This is a genomic window from Nonomuraea sp. NPDC049152 (assembly GCF_040648355.1).
GTDB lineage: Bacteria > Actinomycetota > Actinomycetes > Streptosporangiales > Streptosporangiaceae > Nonomuraea.
On sequence record NZ_JBEZDO010000029.1, the window covers coordinates 85896 to 101347 of the forward strand.

Annotated in this window: 19 protein-coding genes and 1 riboswitch; of the genes, 10 read left to right on the forward strand and 9 right to left on the reverse strand. The window is 70.6% G+C overall.

Translation table 11 applies throughout. From position 1 onward, the window contains the following. The first annotated feature begins 59 nt into the window (after window positions 1–59). The 3 genes from AB0B45_RS38970 to AB0B45_RS38980 all read left to right on the forward strand — a co-directional run bounded on the left by AB0B45_RS38970 (window position 60) and on the right by AB0B45_RS38980 (window position 2720). On the forward strand, window positions 60–548 hold the full coding sequence (locus AB0B45_RS38970; protein WP_358141718.1) for a sigma-70 family RNA polymerase sigma factor: 489 nt from the start codon (window positions 60–62) through the stop codon (window positions 546–548). Next, window positions 545–1243, forward strand: a complete 699-nt coding sequence (locus AB0B45_RS38975) for a zf-HC2 domain-containing protein (RefSeq protein ID WP_358141591.1) — start codon at window positions 545–547, stop codon at window positions 1241–1243. Before AB0B45_RS38970 ends, AB0B45_RS38975 begins: the two co-directional genes overlap by 4 nt. Before the next feature lie 166 nt (window positions 1244–1409). Continuing rightward, window positions 1410–2720 carry a CHRD domain-containing protein gene (locus tag AB0B45_RS38980; protein ID WP_358141594.1) on the forward strand — a complete coding sequence of 437 codons (1311 nt, stop codon included), beginning with the start codon at window positions 1410–1412 and terminating at the stop codon, window positions 2718–2720. Between the two features lie 150 nt (window positions 2721–2870). Here the strand turns inward: AB0B45_RS38980 and AB0B45_RS38985 are convergent, their stop codons facing one another. From AB0B45_RS38985 to AB0B45_RS39000, 4 genes are read right to left on the reverse strand one after another with little or no spacing between them, the layout of a single operon-like run. Further along, window positions 2871–3578: a type 1 glutamine amidotransferase gene (locus AB0B45_RS38985; protein ID WP_358141597.1), complete on the reverse strand. Its 708-nt coding sequence runs from the start codon at window positions 3576–3578 to the stop codon at window positions 2871–2873. Beyond that, window positions 3575–4318 carry an amino acid ABC transporter ATP-binding protein gene (locus AB0B45_RS38990; RefSeq protein WP_358141600.1) on the reverse strand — a complete coding sequence of 248 codons (744 nt, stop codon included), beginning with the start codon at window positions 4316–4318 and terminating at the stop codon, window positions 3575–3577. The genes AB0B45_RS38985 and AB0B45_RS38990 overlap by 4 nt, the downstream gene beginning before the upstream one ends. Beyond that, window positions 4318–5418, reverse strand: coding sequence for an amino acid ABC transporter permease (locus AB0B45_RS38995; protein ID WP_358141602.1), 1101 nt, complete (start codon window positions 5416–5418; stop codon window positions 4318–4320). Before AB0B45_RS38995 ends, AB0B45_RS38990 begins: the two co-directional genes overlap by 1 nt. After that, entirely contained in the window at window positions 5415–6290 is an 876-nt protein-coding gene (locus AB0B45_RS39000; protein WP_358141605.1) for an ABC transporter substrate-binding protein, read from the reverse strand. The genes AB0B45_RS38995 and AB0B45_RS39000 overlap by 4 nt, the downstream gene beginning before the upstream one ends. Before the next feature lie 106 nt (window positions 6291–6396). Between AB0B45_RS39000 and AB0B45_RS39005 the strand changes: the two genes are divergently transcribed. After that, complete coding sequence (locus tag AB0B45_RS39005; RefSeq protein WP_358141608.1) at window positions 6397–7392, forward strand: LacI family DNA-binding transcriptional regulator; 996 nt, start codon at window positions 6397–6399, stop codon at window positions 7390–7392. Window positions 7393–7437: 45 nt separating this feature from the next. Here AB0B45_RS39005 and glyA read toward each other — a convergent pair whose 3' ends face one another. From glyA to AB0B45_RS39025, 4 genes are all read right to left on the reverse strand, one after another. Next, window positions 7438–8691, reverse strand: a complete 1254-nt coding sequence (gene glyA / locus AB0B45_RS39010; protein ID WP_358141611.1) for a serine hydroxymethyltransferase — start codon at window positions 8689–8691, stop codon at window positions 7438–7440. A gap of 25 nt (window positions 8692–8716) precedes the next feature. Beyond that, window positions 8717–8793, reverse strand: a riboswitch (ZMP/ZTP riboswitch). 17 nt (window positions 8794–8810) lie between these two features. After that, window positions 8811–9767 carry a YihY/virulence factor BrkB family protein gene (locus AB0B45_RS39015; protein ID WP_358141614.1) on the reverse strand — a complete coding sequence of 319 codons (957 nt, stop codon included), beginning with the start codon at window positions 9765–9767 and terminating at the stop codon, window positions 8811–8813. 66 nt (window positions 9768–9833) lie between these two features. Beyond that, window positions 9834–10205, reverse strand: a complete 372-nt coding sequence (locus AB0B45_RS39020) for a YccF domain-containing protein (protein ID WP_358141617.1) — start codon at window positions 10203–10205, stop codon at window positions 9834–9836. Between the two features lie 32 nt (window positions 10206–10237). After that, entirely contained in the window at window positions 10238–11017 is a 780-nt protein-coding gene (locus AB0B45_RS39025) for a TIGR03084 family metal-binding protein (protein ID WP_358141619.1), read from the reverse strand. Between the two features lies 1 nt (window position 11018). On the opposite strand from AB0B45_RS39025, the gene AB0B45_RS39030 reads away from it, so the two are divergent. The 6 genes from AB0B45_RS39030 to AB0B45_RS39055 all read left to right on the forward strand — a co-directional run bounded on the left by AB0B45_RS39030 (window position 11019) and on the right by AB0B45_RS39055 (window position 14742). Continuing rightward, a complete protein-coding gene (locus AB0B45_RS39030; RefSeq protein ID WP_358141622.1) occupies window positions 11019–11159 on the forward strand; it encodes a hypothetical protein in 141 nt (46 codons plus the stop codon). A 60-nt stretch (window positions 11160–11219) separates the two neighbouring features. Next, on the forward strand, window positions 11220–11303 hold the full coding sequence (locus tag AB0B45_RS39035) for a putative leader peptide (RefSeq protein ID WP_350655632.1): 84 nt from the start codon (window positions 11220–11222) through the stop codon (window positions 11301–11303). A 112-nt stretch (window positions 11304–11415) separates the two neighbouring features. Beyond that, window positions 11416–13089, forward strand: coding sequence for a nitrite/sulfite reductase (locus tag AB0B45_RS39040; protein WP_358141625.1), 1674 nt, complete (start codon window positions 11416–11418; stop codon window positions 13087–13089). Further along, on the forward strand, window positions 13086–13229 hold the full coding sequence (locus AB0B45_RS39045; protein WP_185077756.1) for an Insertion element protein: 144 nt from the start codon (window positions 13086–13088) through the stop codon (window positions 13227–13229). The genes AB0B45_RS39040 and AB0B45_RS39045 overlap by 4 nt, the downstream gene beginning before the upstream one ends. Continuing rightward, complete coding sequence (locus tag AB0B45_RS39050; RefSeq protein ID WP_358141628.1) at window positions 13226–13954, forward strand: phosphoadenylyl-sulfate reductase; 729 nt, start codon at window positions 13226–13228, stop codon at window positions 13952–13954. Before AB0B45_RS39045 ends, AB0B45_RS39050 begins: the two co-directional genes overlap by 4 nt. Next, on the forward strand, window positions 13936–14742 hold the full coding sequence (locus tag AB0B45_RS39055) for a sirohydrochlorin chelatase (RefSeq protein ID WP_358141631.1): 807 nt from the start codon (window positions 13936–13938) through the stop codon (window positions 14740–14742). The genes AB0B45_RS39050 and AB0B45_RS39055 overlap by 19 nt, the downstream gene beginning before the upstream one ends. A gap of 30 nt (window positions 14743–14772) precedes the next feature. Here the strand turns inward: AB0B45_RS39055 and AB0B45_RS39060 are convergent, their stop codons facing one another. Beyond that, entirely contained in the window at window positions 14773–15432 is a 660-nt protein-coding gene (locus tag AB0B45_RS39060) for a DUF1707 domain-containing protein (protein WP_358141634.1), read from the reverse strand. Window positions 15433–15452: the final 20 nt, after the last annotated feature.

Genomic DNA, 15452 nt, shown 5'->3' on the forward strand with positions numbered 1-15452 from the left:
GCCCGCGCTCCTGGCTCAGGCGCTTACGCCCGGTCAGGGATCCCGACGACGAGCTGGTCATGGCCAGGCTCTACGAGGACTACCACCGCCCGCTGCTCGCCTTCGTGCTCAGGCTGACCGCGGGTGACCGGCAACTCGCGGAGGACGTGGTGCAGGAGACGATGATCAGGGCGTGGCGCAGCGCGGACACGCTCGACCCCGGCGCCGTGTCGCTCATGCCCTGGCTGGCCACGGTCGCCAGGCGTATCGTGATCGACGAACGTCGCCGCAAGGACGCGCGCCCCCAGGAGACAGGCGAAGGCCCCCTGGAGAACGTGCCGCTCCCCGACCAGATGGAGGACCTCCTGCGCCAGGTGGTCGTGTCAGACGCGATGCGGTCGCTGTCGGCGGCCCATCGGGAGATCCTCAACGAGACCATCCTGAGGGACCGCTCGGTCAACGAGGCCGCCGAGGCCCTCGGCATTCCCGTCGGCACGGTCAAGTCGCGGGTCTACTACGCCGTCCGCGCGCTGCGCGTCGCTCTGGAGGAGAGAGGGGTGACGGCGTGACCTCGAGGATCGAGCACACCGACGTGGGCGCCTACGCTCTCGGCCTGCTGGAGGAGGACGACAGGCGCGCCTTCGAGGCGCACCTGTCCTCGTGCCCCTCCTGTACGGCGGAGCTCGCCGACCTGTCGGGGGTAGCGCACGCGCTGACCGGGATGGGCCCGGTGGTGGAGGAGGAGCCGGCCCCCGAGGAGATCGTCGACCTGCTCAACCGGAAGAAGGCGCGCGACCTGCGCAATCGGAGGGGCACGCTGGTCATCGGCGTCGCCGCGGCGATCACGCTGGTCGCCGGCGGGGTGACGGTGGGTTCGGCGATCGGCGGCGGCACGCCTTCCGTGCACGCGGGCCATGACATGGGCCCCGCCGAGTCCTTCTACGCCATGGGCAGCCCCATCACCGGCACGAGCACGGCGGGCGCCAGCGGCGGCCTGGTGCTGGAGGACAAGGGCTGGGGCACGCACGCCGCGCTCATGCTGGCGGGGGTGAAGGGCCCACTGGAGTGCGAGCTGCTCGCCGTCTCCACGACAGGCGAGCGCCGGGTCATGACCGGCTGGTCGGTGCCGCCGTCGGGGTACGGCGTGCCAGGCTCGCCCTCGCCGCTCTACATGCACGGCGGCAGCCCGTTCCCCCGCGGCCGGATCGACAGGTTCGAGGTCGTCACCACAACGGGTAAGACATTACTTACCTTCGACATCTGAAAAGGCCCCCTCGCCGCCGCGAGGGGGCCTTTTCATGCCCTCTTACCAGGTGAGAGGGCTTTTCGCTTGTGTGTACTTTTACCGGTTCCCGCGGTGAACCCGCCGTCGGCAGGGGCCCGTACTACTGCCCGAATGACGGAACGATTCCCCTGAGAGGTTCACCATCATGGTCAAGCGCATTCTCGCCACCGGCCTCCTCGCCGCCGCCGTCCTGCCGGTGCTGCCCGCCCTCGGCGCCCACGCCGATGCCCGGCGCTCCGACGACGACGTCTACCTCGCCGCCGGGTTGCGGGGCGCGAACGAGGTCGGCGTCAAGGGCGACGCCGACGGCCGTTCGACCGTCGTGCTGCGGATCAGCGGCGACCAGGTCTCCTTCGCCATCCGGTGGAACGGCGTGGACGCCCCCGGTGCCGCCCACGTCCACCTCGGCGCCAAGGGCGCCAACGGCGACGTCAAGGTCGAGTTCTTCACCAAGCCGCTGCCCGCGGGCGTGCTCGGGGTCACCGGCACGGTCGCCGTCGAGGACGAGACCGTGCTGCGGTCACTGGTCGACGATCCCGGCGGCTTCTACGCCAACCTGCACAACGCCGCCTTCCCCAAGGGCGCCGTGCGCGGCCAGTTCCACCGGCTCGCCAGGCCCGTCGACCTCAACGGCGTCCTGCACGGCAGCAACCAGGCGGCCCTGGCCTCGCGTGCCGACGGCGCCCAGGAGGTCCAGGCGTCCGACGGCAAGAAGCGCGGCGACGCCGACGGCAAGGCCACCTGGTGGCTGCGGCCGAACGGCGCGGCCATCGCCTACACCGCCACCTGGTCGGGCGTCGCGGCGCCGACGAACGGCCACCTCCACAAGGGGGTCAAGGGCAGGAACGGCGAGGTGGTGGCCGACCTGTTCGCCGCGGAGAAGGGGCTGCCCGCCAACCTCACGGGCATCGCGGGCGAGACCCCCGTGAAGCGGGCGATCGTGAAGCGGATCGCCGCCGACCCCTCGCGCTACTACTCCAACCTGCACACCGTCGAGTTCTCCGGCGGCGCGGTGCGCGGCCAGCTGTCCGGCGGCGGGTTCGGCCACCCGCGCGCGGTCACCGCCGCGGTCACCAAGGGCGCCCAGCTCTACGCCTGCACCGAGCAGCCCGGCGGCGGCCACGCCTTCACCCAGCTCGGCGTGACGGCCAAGCTGCAGCGCGGCATCAAGCACTCGTTCGTGACGCCCGCGGCCGGACCGCCCCAGTGGATCGCCCCCGACGGCAGCGCGGTGCGCGGCAAGGTCGCCGGCAAGCGGCCGAACGGCGAGGGCGTCATCCCCGAGCTCGTCCTCGACGCCGCGCAGGCGGGGGCACGCCGCGGGCTGCTGGCCCACACAACGCAGATCCTGCGCCTGAACACCGTCGGCGGCGCGGCCCCTGCCGGGGCCTGCGACCCGCGCAAGCAGCCCAGGATCCAGGTGCCCTACGGCGCGGACTACATCTTCCTCGGCTGACCGGCCTTCCCTCCCCCGCAGGTCCCCGCCGCCCTCCCCCCGGCCGCGGGGACCTGCCCTTTGCCGGGGGACTGACGCGAAGCCCTCAATCGGGGCGGGATCCACCTCGCCCGGGGTGCGGTGGCCCGGTTTCCCGAGCCACCGTCATGGTCATGCCGGTTCGTCGACGAGCGCCAGCCAGCGGTCGGCGATCGCGCCCCACAGGGCGATCAGCGCGGGCTCGGCCTCGGCGATACGGCCGAGCATGGCGGGGACGTCCAGGCCGAGCGCCGCCAGCTGGGGCGATTCTCCCGCCGCCCACTCCGATGCCGAGCCCAGCAGCACCTCGGGATGGAACTGCACCCCCCAGGCCCTGCGGCCGAGCCGGAAGGCCTGGTGCGGAAAGGCGTCGTCGCGCAGGAGGGGGACGGCTCCCTGAGGCAGCGCCGTGATCTCGTCCCAGTGCCACTGGACGGCCTGCCCGTCATCGGGGAAGCCGGCGAACAGCTCGTCGTCCGAGGCCGAGGGGTAAGGGCTGACGGGGTGCAGGCCGACCTGGGCGGCCGCGGCGACGGCGACCGTACCGCCACAGGCCGTGGCCAGCAGTTGGCCGCCGAGGCAGACCCCCAGGACGGGAACCTCGTCGCGGACGGCCTCGCGCAGCAGTTCCTCCACCGCGGGCAGCCACGGGGCCAGGGCGACGTCATACGTGCCAGGGGTCCCGCCGAGCACGACCAGGCCGTCATGGCCTGACAGGTCCGCGGGCAGCGGCTCCCCCTGGTACGGGTGTCGCAGGTCGAGCTTGAGCCCGGCCGCCTCGATCCGCTCCCCGATCAGCCCGGGGCCAGTGCCGTGCTCATGCTGGATGCCGAGGATCACAGGCGGCCCGCCTCGATGATGGACTTCAGGAACATCCGCGTACGCTCCTCGCGTGGTTCGGTGAAGATCTGCTCAGGTGGCCCCTGCTCCAGCAGGCACCCCTGGTGCAGGAAACAGACCCGGCTCGCCACCTCGCGGGCGAAGCCCATCTCGTGGGTGGCCAGCAGCATGGTCATCCCTTCGGCTGCCAGGTCCCTGACGATGCCCAGGACCTCGGCGACGAGCTCGGGGTCGAGCGCCGAGGTGATCTCGTCCAGCAGCAGCACGCGAGGCCCCATGGCGAGGGTGCGCACGATCGCGACCCGCTGCTGCTGCCCGCCGGAGAGCCGGTCGGGGTAGGCGTCGGCGCGCTCCTCCAGGCCGACCCTGCGCAGCAGCTCCAGCGCGCGCTCGCGGGCCCTTTCCCGTGGGAGCCCGCCGAGCCTGACCGGCGCGAGCGTGATGTTGTCCAGCACGCTCATGTGCGGGAACAGGTTGTAGCTCTGGAAGACCATGCCGACGTCCCTGCGCAGCAGGTTGACGTCCACGCCGGGACCCGAGACCACCTCGCCGTCCAGGCGGACGGCGCCCGCGTCGATGGACTCCAGCGCGTTGACGCAGCGCAGCAGCGTGGACTTGCCGCTGCCCGAGGCGCCGATGAGGCAGATCACCTCGTGCCGTGCCACGGACAGGTCGATGCCCTTGAGCACCTCGTGGCCGCCGTAGCTCTTGCGCAGCCCTTCGAGCTCCAGGAAGGCCATCACTTGCTCCGATCGCGGGTGACGAGGCGGTCGACGAAGCGCGCCTGCGGGATGGTGATCAGGATGAACAGGACCGCCACGACCGTGACCGACGACAGGTTGAAGTTGTTGGACGCGAGGATCTTGGCCTGGTTGAAGGCGTCGATGCTGCCGATGACGTTCACCAGCGCGGTGTCCTTCTGCAGGCTGATGAAGTCGTTCAGCAGCGGTGGGATCACCCTGCGCGTCGCCTGCGGCACCACCACGTGCCGCATGGTGGCCAGGTAGGAGAAGCCGAGCGATCGGGAGGCCGCGATCTGGCTGGGGTGGATGCTCTCGATGCCGGCGCGGAAGACCTCGGCGACGTAGGCGCCGTAGACCACGGTCAGCGCCAGGATCGCGTACCAGGTCTGGTCCAGCCCGCTGAGCAGCGGGACCTGGGCCAGCGGGAGGCCGAAGCCGATCAGGTAGATCACGATGATCGCGGGGATGGCGCGGATCGCGTCGATGTAGAAGGTCGCGAGCATCCTGATCGGCCGCCCCGCCCGGCCGGGCGCGAGCCTGGCCAGTGCCAGGACGAGGGCCCAGGCGAGCACCAGGACCTGCGCGACCACGGCGATGAGCAGGTTCGTCCCGAACGCACGGGCGATGTCGGAGACGCTCGCCCACATGAGCGGGCCGTCGAGGAAGGTCTTCTGGACGGCCGCGTCGTTGGCGAGCACGAAGACGACCACGCCCAGCGCGCACAGGACGGCGAACGCCGCGCCCAGCGCCGTCCAGGTCGACTCGCGGCCGCGCGCGGCCAGGCGACGCGCCGCCACGAGGTCGGGGGCCGCCAGCGCGGCGGCGCAGGCGCTCGCCGCCCGCCAGGCGTCCCACGCGGGCCTGAACACGGCCAGGACGGCCAGCGCGCCCGCGACCGCGACGGCGCCGAGCACCCACAGCCAGGGACCTGGCGCGGCCGTCGTGACCAGCTCGGCCGCCACCGCCCAGGTCGCGAGCGTCGCGAGCGCCGCTCCGGCCAGGCCGGTCAGCGCGAAACCGCGTCCCGGGGCGGGGACGGGCTGGGTGCGGGCCCGCGGGGTCGCCTCTCCCTTGAGGAGGACTCGCTCGGTGGTCACGACGCCTGCCAGAGCGGCACCGCGGCGGGGTCGCCGCCGAACACCTTGGACAGGTAGGCGGCCGACAGCTTCGCGAACGTCCCGTCGGACGCCATCTGCTGGATGATCTTGTTGAGGGTGTCCGCGTTGGGCGAGCCCTTCGGGTAGAGCGCGCCGTACGACTCGCCTGTGGAGTACTGGCCGACCACGGTCAGCGCGCCCTGCGAGTTGGCGGCGGTGCCCAGCATGATGGCCACGTCCTGGAGCGCGGCGTCGATCTGCCCCGCCTTGACGGCGGCGGCCATCTCGGGGTCGTTGGGGAAGACCTTGGGCTGCCGCTCGGGCTTGAGCACATTGGCCACGAAGTCGGCGCCCGTCGTCCCCTGCTTGACCCCGAGGCGCAGCGTGCGCAGGTTGTCGCCGGTCACGGTCGCGCCCTTCTTGGTCATCACCCCGATGTTGGAGGCGAAGTAGGGCGCGGAGAAGGTGACCACCTTCTTGCGCGCGTCGGTGATGGAGATCTCGGCCAGCGCCAGGTCGAAGTCCTTGGTGTGGCCGGCGACCAGGGCGTCGAAGGGCGCGTTCTCGATGGTGAGCTTGGACAGTCCGGCGCGGTAGGCGATGGTGGCCGCCATGCAGTACTCGAAGCCGTCCTTGATGTCGGCCACCGTGTCGCCGTTCCACCAGCCCTTCGAGGGCAGGTCGCCCTGCACCGTGAGCGTGTCCTCCGTCACGGTCGCGAGCGTGAACTCGCCGCGCTTGCCGGTCACGGCGCAGTCGCCGTAGCCGGTGCCGCTGGACTCCGTGGTGCTCGAGGTGGAGGATCCGCAGCCTGCCGCGAGGAGCAGGGCGGTGAGGCCGGCGGCGGCGAAGCCGGAGCGGGTTCTGGTCATGGCGCACTCCTGAGTGGTTCTGGGGTACGCCACGGTTGCAAAAACGCTTTGGCTGCGTCAATGGGCGTTGCCAAAACGTTTTCTCAAACGTCGATAGGATCAAGCCATGAGCTCACGCGCCGGTATCCGCGACGTCGCCACCGCCACCGGGTTGTCGATCACGACGGTGTCGCACGCCCTCAGCGGCAAGGGCCGCGTCTCCGAGAAGACCAGGGCGATCGTCCTCGCCGCCGCTCAGGAGCTCGGCTACCAGCCCGACCCGATCGCCGCCGGCCTGGCCTCCGGCAGGGTCGGCGTGATCGGCGTTCCCGTCGTCCACCTCGACTCGCGGCACTGGGGCCACACCTACCGCCCCTACTACGCCGCGTTCACGGGCGGCGCCACCATGCTGGCAGTCGAACGCGAGCACGCCCTGGTCGTCGTGCCCGCGGCGCCCGACTCGGGGATGATCCGCCGGGTCCCGCTCGACGGCATGATCGTGGTCGATCCCGAACCGAACGACGCGATCCTGGCCGACTGCCTTCGCAGGGGCATCCCCGTGGTCGCCGACGGAGCCCCGCTCGACCCGGGCCACGGCGACGTCCCCGTCGTCCACAGCGACGCCGACGACAGCCTGCGCACGTTGCTCGGCCGGCTGCGCGCCACGGGATCGCGGCGCGTCGCGCTGCTCACCGGCACCGAGGCCGACTCCTACACCCTCGACACGGGCGCCGCCTACCGCGAGTGGTGCGCGGCCACGGGCAACCCGCCGGTCGTCGAGGCGCTCCAGCCCGACGAGGTCCCCGAGGTGGCCGCCGAGCGGCTGCTGTCGGGCGCCGACCGCCCCGACGCGGTCCACGGCCTCAACGAGACCTACGGCGAGGCACTGCTGGCCGCGGCCAGGAGACTCGGGCTGTCCATCCCCGGCGACCTGCGGGTGACGATGATGTGCGAAACCTCCGAGGACAAGCACTGGGAGGTGCCGCTCACCGTGATCAGCCTGGAGGCCGCCGCGCGGGGAGCGGTCGCGGCGGGCGCGCTGATCGACATTCTCGCCGGGAAGGAGGTGGGACGGCTGCACGTCCCCACCCGCCTGGTGTTCCGCGCCTCGACGGGCGCGTAGCCAAGCCCCGCCGCACCACGTGCGGCGGGGCGGCCGTACCCGGATCTAGGACAGACCGGGCGCGGGGAACTGCGCGGTGAGCTCGGAGACCTCATGGTGCACGCGGGTGATCACGTCCTCGGCGTCGCCCTTGGCCAGCGCGGTGACGACCTCGTCCATCCACGCGCCGATCTGCCGCATCTCGGCCTCCTTCATGCCACGCGAGGTGACGGAGGGCGTGCCGATGCGGATGCCGGACGGGTCGAACGGCTTGCGGGTGTCGAACGGCACCGTGTTGTAGTTGGTCTCCAGACCCGCCCTGTCCAGGGCCTGGGCGGCCGGCTTGCCGCCGATGCCCTTGGGCGTCAGGTCGAGCAGGATCAGGTGGTTGTCCGTGCCGCCGGAGACCAGGTCGAAGCCGCGGCTCGACAGCTCCTCGGCCAGCGCCTTGGCGTTGGCGACGACCTGCGCGGCGTACTCGCGGAAGGACGGCTGGGCCGCCTCGTGCAGGGCGACGGCGATCGCCGCGGTGGTGTGGTTGTGCGGCCCGCCCTGCAGGCCGGGGAAGACGGCCTTGTTCAGCGCGGTGGCGTGCTCGTCGGCGGAGGCCATCAGCATCGCGCCGCGCGGGCCGCGCAGCGTCTTGTGCGTGGTCGTGGAGATCACGTCGGCGTGGCCGACGGGCGACGGGTGCGCGCCGCCCGCGACGAGGCCGGCGATGTGCGCGATGTCGGCGGCCAGGACCGCGCCGACCTCCTTGGCGATCGAGGCGAAGCCCTCGAAGTCGATCGTGCGCGGGATCGCGGTGCCGCCGCAGAAGATCAGCTTGGGCCGGTGCTCCAGCGCCAGCGCGCGGACCTCGTCCAGGTCGATACGGCCGGTGTCCTGGCGCACGCCGTAGCGGACCGGGTTGAACCACTTGCCGGTGGCGCTGACCGACCAGCCGTGGGTCAGGTGGCCGCCGAACGGCAGGCCCATGCCCAGGACGGTGTCGCCCGGGTTGAGGAAGGCCATGTAGATGGCGAGGTTGGCGGGCGAGCCCGAGTAGGGCTGGACGTTGGCGTGCTCGACGCCGAACAGCGACTTGGCGCGGTCGATCGCCAGGGTCTCGATCTGGTCGATGACCTGCTGGCCCTCGTAGTAGCGCTTGCCCGCGTACCCCTCGGAGTACTTGTTGGTGAGAACGGTGCCGGTGGCCTCGAGGACCGCCTTGGACACGTAGTTCTCGGACGCGATGAGCTTGACGGTGTCGGCCTGGCGGCGTTCCTCGGCCTGGATGAGCTCGGCGAGCTGCGGATCGACGTTGGCGAGAGAACTCATGACTCCCCTGTCATCATTGACAATGTGCGAAGACCCAGGCGCTCGGCCTTCGCCCCTTCCGCTCCCCGGTGGTCAACCACCCAATGCGCCAGTCGCGACGTCCTAGACGATATCGGATGTCAGGAGGCCGCACGGCTGGCCCTCGTCGCCCCCTCCCCCGGCCACAGCCGGTCGACCTCGGCGTTGAGGATGGCGCCGATGAGCACGGCGAGCGCGGTGATGTAGAGCCACAGCAGCACGGCGATGGGCGCGGCGAGCGAGCCGTACACCGAGACGGGCGAGAACCACGAGGCGAAGACCGCCCGCAGCACCATGGCGCACAGCAGCCACAGGAACAGCGCGAGCACCGCTCCGGGCAACTCCCTGTACCACTTGGTCCGCACGGGGACGCTGACGTGGTAGAGCATGGTCAGGAACAGCACGGAGCCGATGATGACGACGGGCCAGTAGAGGACGTCGACCAGCACCGCGTAGTCCTTGATCGTCGCTCGCAGCAGGTCGGGCCCGATCAGCATGACCGGCATGACGATGACGCCGATGAGCAGGGCGACGATGTAGAGGCCGAAGGACATCAGCCTGGTGCGGATGATGCCGCGTTCCTCGCCGAGGCCGTAGGCCACCGAGATGAGGTCCACGTAGACGTACAGGGCCCGCGATCCCGACCAGAGCGCGAGCAGGAAGCCGACCGAGATCAGCGGCACGGTGTTGTTGCTGTTGAGCACGTCGTCCAGCAGCGGCTTGATGACCTGGTCGATCGCGTTGTTGGTGAAGATGAGGTGCGCCTGCTTCTCCACCTCCTCGCGTACGGTCTCGACGGTGTCGGGGCCGAGCACCGAGCTGAGCTGGGCCAGGACGGCGATGATGCCGAGCACGAACGGCGGGAGCGACAGCAGGGCGAAGAACGCGGCCTCACCCGCCAGGCCGGTGACCCTGTAGTTGACCCCGGCGTCCACGGACGCGCGAACGATGGCCCACGACCGGGTGTCCAGCACCCAGTTGAGCCGCTCCCTCGCGCGGCTCATGCTGAGCCGCGGCCCGCGCCGTTTGGAGCGAGGCGGTGCGTCGGTGGACGTCATGGCAACCAAAGGTATTCGCTGTCACAGGTCACTTCCCCGCATGACCTGTGACAATCGGATCTCGTGTCAGGATTCGACGATACGCGCGCCGAGCGGTAGCAGCGAGACGGGAATCATCTTGATGTTGGCCACGCCCAGCGGGATCCCGATGATCGAGACGAACAGCGGGATGGCGGTGAGCACGTGCCCGAGCGCGAGCCACCAGCCTGCGAAGACGAGCCAGATGACGTTGCCGATGGTGGACAGGGCGCCCGCGTCGGGGTCGCGCTCGACGGTCCTGCCGAACGGCCACAGCGCGTAGGCGGCGATCCTGAACGAGGCGATGCCGAAGGGGATCGTGACGATCAGGATGCAGCAGATGACGCCGGCGATCACGTATCCGATCGCCAGCCATACTCCGGCGAGTACCAGCCAGATGACGTTCAGAATGGTCCGCATAGTCAAAGCATGTCAGCGCGCGCCTAAAACGATCATCCGGAATCGCCCTGAATCTCCCCTGAGGGAGCCCTGCCCTTCCCCGGCGGCCCCGCGAACGCCTGCGCGATCTCCATCCACGCCCGCGCGCTCTCGCCCGTCACCTCCAGGCGCAGGTCGTCCAGGTGCCGCCGCTGGGTGACCAGGAGGCAGAAGTCGAGCATCGGCCCGCGCACCACGTCCCGCGCTTCGGGTGCGCCCGCCGTCCACGGGGTGCCGTCCGGCATCGCCAGCTCCACCCGGACGGGGTCGGAGGGCACGGGCCTGCCCCTGACGGCGAAGCCGTACGGCATGGCGCGCACGCCGAGCGTGGCGACATGCCTGAGCCTGGCGGTGGGCGTCCTGACGACGCCGAGCGCGTCGGCGACGTCCTGGCCGTGCGCCCACGTCTCCATCAGCCTGGCGGTGACGAAGGAGGCGGCCGACATGGGCGGGCCGTACCAGGGCACGCGCTGCCGAGGATCGAGCGTGGCGAAGAGCCCCAGCATGCGGGCGCGTGCCTTACGGAACCACGCGTGCACCTCGGCCGCGGGCAGCGCGCGCGCCTCGGCCACCAGGTCGTCGACGAAGCTCTCGCTGACCCCCTCCCGCAGGGAGCCGGGGTCCGTGACGGCCCTGACGGCCGCCTCGTCGAACCATGCCAGGTGGCTGACCTGGTCGCGGATCGCCCATCCTTCGGCGGGCGTGGGGAGCTCCCAGTCGGCGCCGTCCAGGAGCGCCTCCAGGTCGGCGGTCTCGGCGCGCAGGTCTGCGAGCAAGGTCGGGAAGAAGTCCACGGTGAATAATCAAGAGGTGATTTGCGAGAAGTGCAAGGACAAACTCCACGAGGAGTGCCCCGGCGGATCATGGTGCGACTGCCAGCACCAGAGCGCGGAGACGCCCAAGGAGTCCGAGCTCGACTGGCCCAGGCAGGGCTAGATCGTCCAGACTGTGGACCCGGTCTTGGACATGCCAGACCACCGAGGTATGGTTCGAGGTATGCCAGCGGACCCGATGCTCGTCGTGCGACGTCACGTCGACCTTCAGCGTGTCCGTAGTGCCATCTGTAGCGACGCCCGCTAATTCTTCCCCGTTTTCTCTCTGAAACGACGCGCGCGTCGCACACCCCGGTCCCCTGCACTCGACGATGAGGCAGGAGGAGGCCGGCGCGCGCCCACGACTCAAAGGACGCGCTATGACCACCCCTGCCAGCCGGCATCACAAGCGCCCGCGCGGCGAAGGTCAGTGGGCTCTCGGTTATCGCGAGCCGCTGAACAAGAACGAGGAGAACAAGAAGAACGATGACGGGCTGAACGTTCGCCAGCGCATCATCGACATCTACTCCAAGCGCGGCTTCGACTCCATCGACCCGGCCGACCTGCGTGGACGCATGCGCTGGTACGGCCTGTACACCCAGCGCAAGCCCGGCATCGACGGCGGCAAGACCGCCATCCTCGAGCCGGAGGAGCTGGACGACCGCTACTTCATGCTGCGCGTCCGCATCGACGGCGGCCAGTTGAGCATCGAGCAGCTGCGGGTGCTCGCCGACATCTCCAACCTGTACGGCAGGGGCACCGCCGACCTCACCGACCGGCAGAACATCCAGTACCACTGGATCGAGATCGAGGCGGTGCCCGACATCTGGGAGCGCCTGGAGGCGGTCGGCCTGTCGACGACCGAGGCCTGTGGAGACACGCCGCGCGTGATCCTCGGCTGCCCGCTGGCCGGCATCGACACCGAGGAGGTGCTCGACGCCACCGGGCAGATCCGCGAGGTGCACGACCGCTTCATCGGCGATCCTGCCTACTCCAACCTGCCGCGCAAGTTCAAGACGGCGATCTCCGGCTGCCCGGCGCACTGCACGGTGCACGAGATCAACGACGTGGCCTTCGTCGGGGTCGTCAACGAGCAGGGCGAGAAGGGCTACGACCTGTGGGTGGGCGGCGGCCTGTCCACCAACCCGATGTTCGGCAAGCGGATCGGCGTGTTCGTCCGCCCTGACCAGGTGGGCGACGTCTACGGCGGCGTGATCGGCATCTTCCGCGACTACGGCTACCGCAGGCTCCGGCACAGGGCCAGGATCAAGTTCCTGGTCAACGACTGGGGCGCGGAGAAGTTCCGCGACGTGCTCCAGACGGAGTACCTCAAGGAGGACCTGCCCGACGGGCCCGCTCCGGTCCAGCCGCGCGACAGCCGCCGCGACCACGTGGGCGTCCACCCGCAGAAGGACGGCAACTTCTACGTCGGCTTCGCGCCGAGGGTCGGCCGCGTCGACGGCGACAAGCTGCACCTGATCGCCGACCTGGCCGAGCGGCACGGCTCGGCGAGGGTCCGCACGACCGTCGAGCAGAAGATGGTCATCCTCGACGTGGCGCCCGACCAGGTCGACTCGCTCGTGGCCGCGCTCGAGGCCAACGACCTGCAGGTCACCCCGTCCACCTTCCGCCGCCAGACGATGGCGTGCACCGGCATCGAGTACTGCAAGCTGGCCATCGTCGAGACCAAGGCCACCGCCTCCCACCTGATCGACGAGCTGGAGAAGCGGCTGCCGACCTTCGCCGAGCCGCTGACCATCAACGTCAACGGCTGCCCGAACTCCTGCGCCCGCATCCAGGTCGCCGACATCGGCCTGAAGGGCCAGCTGGTCGTCAACGACCAGGGCGAGCAGGTCGAGGGCTTCCAGATCCACCTGGGCGGCTCGCTCGGCGTCAACCCGGGCTTCGGCCGGAAGGTCCGTGGCCTGAAGACCACGGCCGAGGAGCTGCCCGACTACGTCGAGCGGGTCCTGACCCACTTCGAGGACCAGAAGAAGGACGGCGAGTCGTTCTCCGACTGGGTCCAGCGAGCCGACGAGGGGGACCTCAAATGAGCGAGCGCGCGGTCCCCTTCCACTGCCCCTACTGCGGTGACGAGGACCTGGAGCCGTACGAGGGCGACGGCGGCTGGTACTGCAGGGCGTGCGCCCGCGCCTTCAAGCTGAAGTTTCTCGGGATCGGAGTGAAGATATGACGCTCGTGGACATCGAGGTGACGTTAAGAGAACAGCGCGGCACGCTCGACCTGCAGTCCATTGTCGAGTCCGCCGCCGTGTTCCTGGAGGACGCGCCCGCCAGGGAGATCATCCGCTGGGCGGCCGCGACGTTCGGCGACCGGTTGTGCCTGACCTCCTCCATGAGCGACGCCCTGCTGATCGATCTGGTGAGCAGGGTGAAGCCGGGCGTTGACGTCCTGTTCATCGACACGGGCTATCACTTCGCCGAGACGATCGGCACCCGTGACGCGGTCCAGCAGGTCTATGACGTCAATGTGATCAACGTGCAGCCTTCGCGGACGGTCGAGGAACAGGAACGCGACCTCGGCCCCCGCCTGTTCGGCCGCAATCCCGACCTGTGCTGCTACCTGCGCAAGGTGGAGCCGCTGAACAGGGCGCTCGAGCCGTACCTGGCCTGGATCTCCGGCATCCGCCGCGACGAGTCGCGCACGCGCACGGGCACCAAGGTCGTGGAGTGGGACGCCAAGCGCCAGATGGTCAAGGTCAACCCGATCGCCAGGTGGACGCAGGACGACGTCGACAACTACATGGCCGACAACGGCGTTCTGATCAATCCGCTGCACTACGACAACTACCCGTCGATCGGCTGCGCTCCCTGCACCCGCCAGGTCGCCGACGGGGAGGACCCGCGCAGCGGCCGCTGGGCGGGCATGGGGAAGACCGAATGCGGCATTCACCTCTGATCTCGGCGTCCGTGGCCTCCGCCGGTCGGCATCCGGCGGGTGAGGGGACGCGCCTTGGCAGGGGCGCGATCCCGTTGGTCGCGGTGGCGCACGGGTCACGCGACCCGCGCGCCGCCGCGACCGTGGAGGCGCTGCTCGACAGGGTCAGGCAGGCGCGGCCCGAGCTGCCCGTCCGCTCGGCCTATCTGGATCACGGCCCGCCCACGCTCGCCCAGGCGCTGTGCGGGCTGCGCGAGGCGGTCGTGCTGCCGCTGCTGCTGACCGAGGCCTACCACAGCAGGGTGGACCTGCCCGCCGCGCTCGCCGAGGCGCGCGCCCGCGACGCGCGCCTGCGCGTGCGCTACGGCACGACGCTCGGCCCGCACCCGCTGCTGCTCGACGCGCTCGAGCGGCGCATGGCGGAGGCGGGGGTCGTCGCCGGCGACTCCGGCACGGCCGTCGTGCTGGTGTCCGCGGGCTCGAGCGACGCCCGCGCCAACGCCGTCGTCGCCGAACTCGCGCGATCGTGGGGCGAGCGGTCGGGGTGGTGGGCCGTGACGCCCGCCTACGCCTCCGCCGCGGGACCCACCCCGGCCGAGGCGGTCGCGGCGCTGCGGGCCGCCGGAGCGCCGCGCGTGGCCGTCGCGCCGTACCTGCTGGCTCCGGGGTTCTTCGCCGACAAGGTACGGCGGAGCGCCGGCGCCGACGTCGTCGCGGACGTGCTCGGCCCCGCGCCCGAACTGGTCGAGGTGCTGCTGGAACGCTACGAGCTCGCGCTGACGGCCGATACCGCCATGGCCTCGGCCTGATCCGGCGCGGCGGACGCGCCGCGCCGGATGTCAGTCGCGGCCCAGACCACGCTGCTCGCCCCACGTCTGCTCGTGGCCGAGCCCGAGGTGCTCGCGCCACGCCGCCCAGCCGCGCTTGATCGGCTTGGCCCGCGAGTCGCCGACGACCTTCACATCGCCCATGACGGCGTAGGCGTGCACCCGCACCACGGGGACGTTCATGCCGGGCGCGGCCTCCAGCACGTCGACCTTCTTGTCGCCCATGATGGCCATGCCGTCGAGGTCCACGTCCACGCCGTCGGGAACGATGATCTTGACGTCGCCCATGACGGAGACCGCCGTGACGTCGATCGTGTTCGTGCGGACCTCCGCCTCGCGCAGGTCGAGCACGACGTCGCCCATCACGGCCACGGCGCCGAGCTCCTGGTCGATCCGCCACTTGCCGCGACGCTTGGTGTCCCCCATGATCGCCACGAACCAGCGCCGCTTGCGCGAGGGCGCCTCGGCGGGAGCGGGCGCCGCCATGCCCCCGGCGGGCAGGTCCTGGGTGATCAGGGCCAGTTCGGCGTGCGTGGTCGCCTTGTAGGCGGCCTCCGTCCTGTCGGTCAGCTCGACCAGCGTCAGCCTGCCCTCGACCGAGGCCACACGCAGCCGCTCGACGACGGCCTCCCTTTCGACGTCTGAGGCGCGCAGTCCCCCCGGATCACTCATAGTCGCAACATATCGCGTTT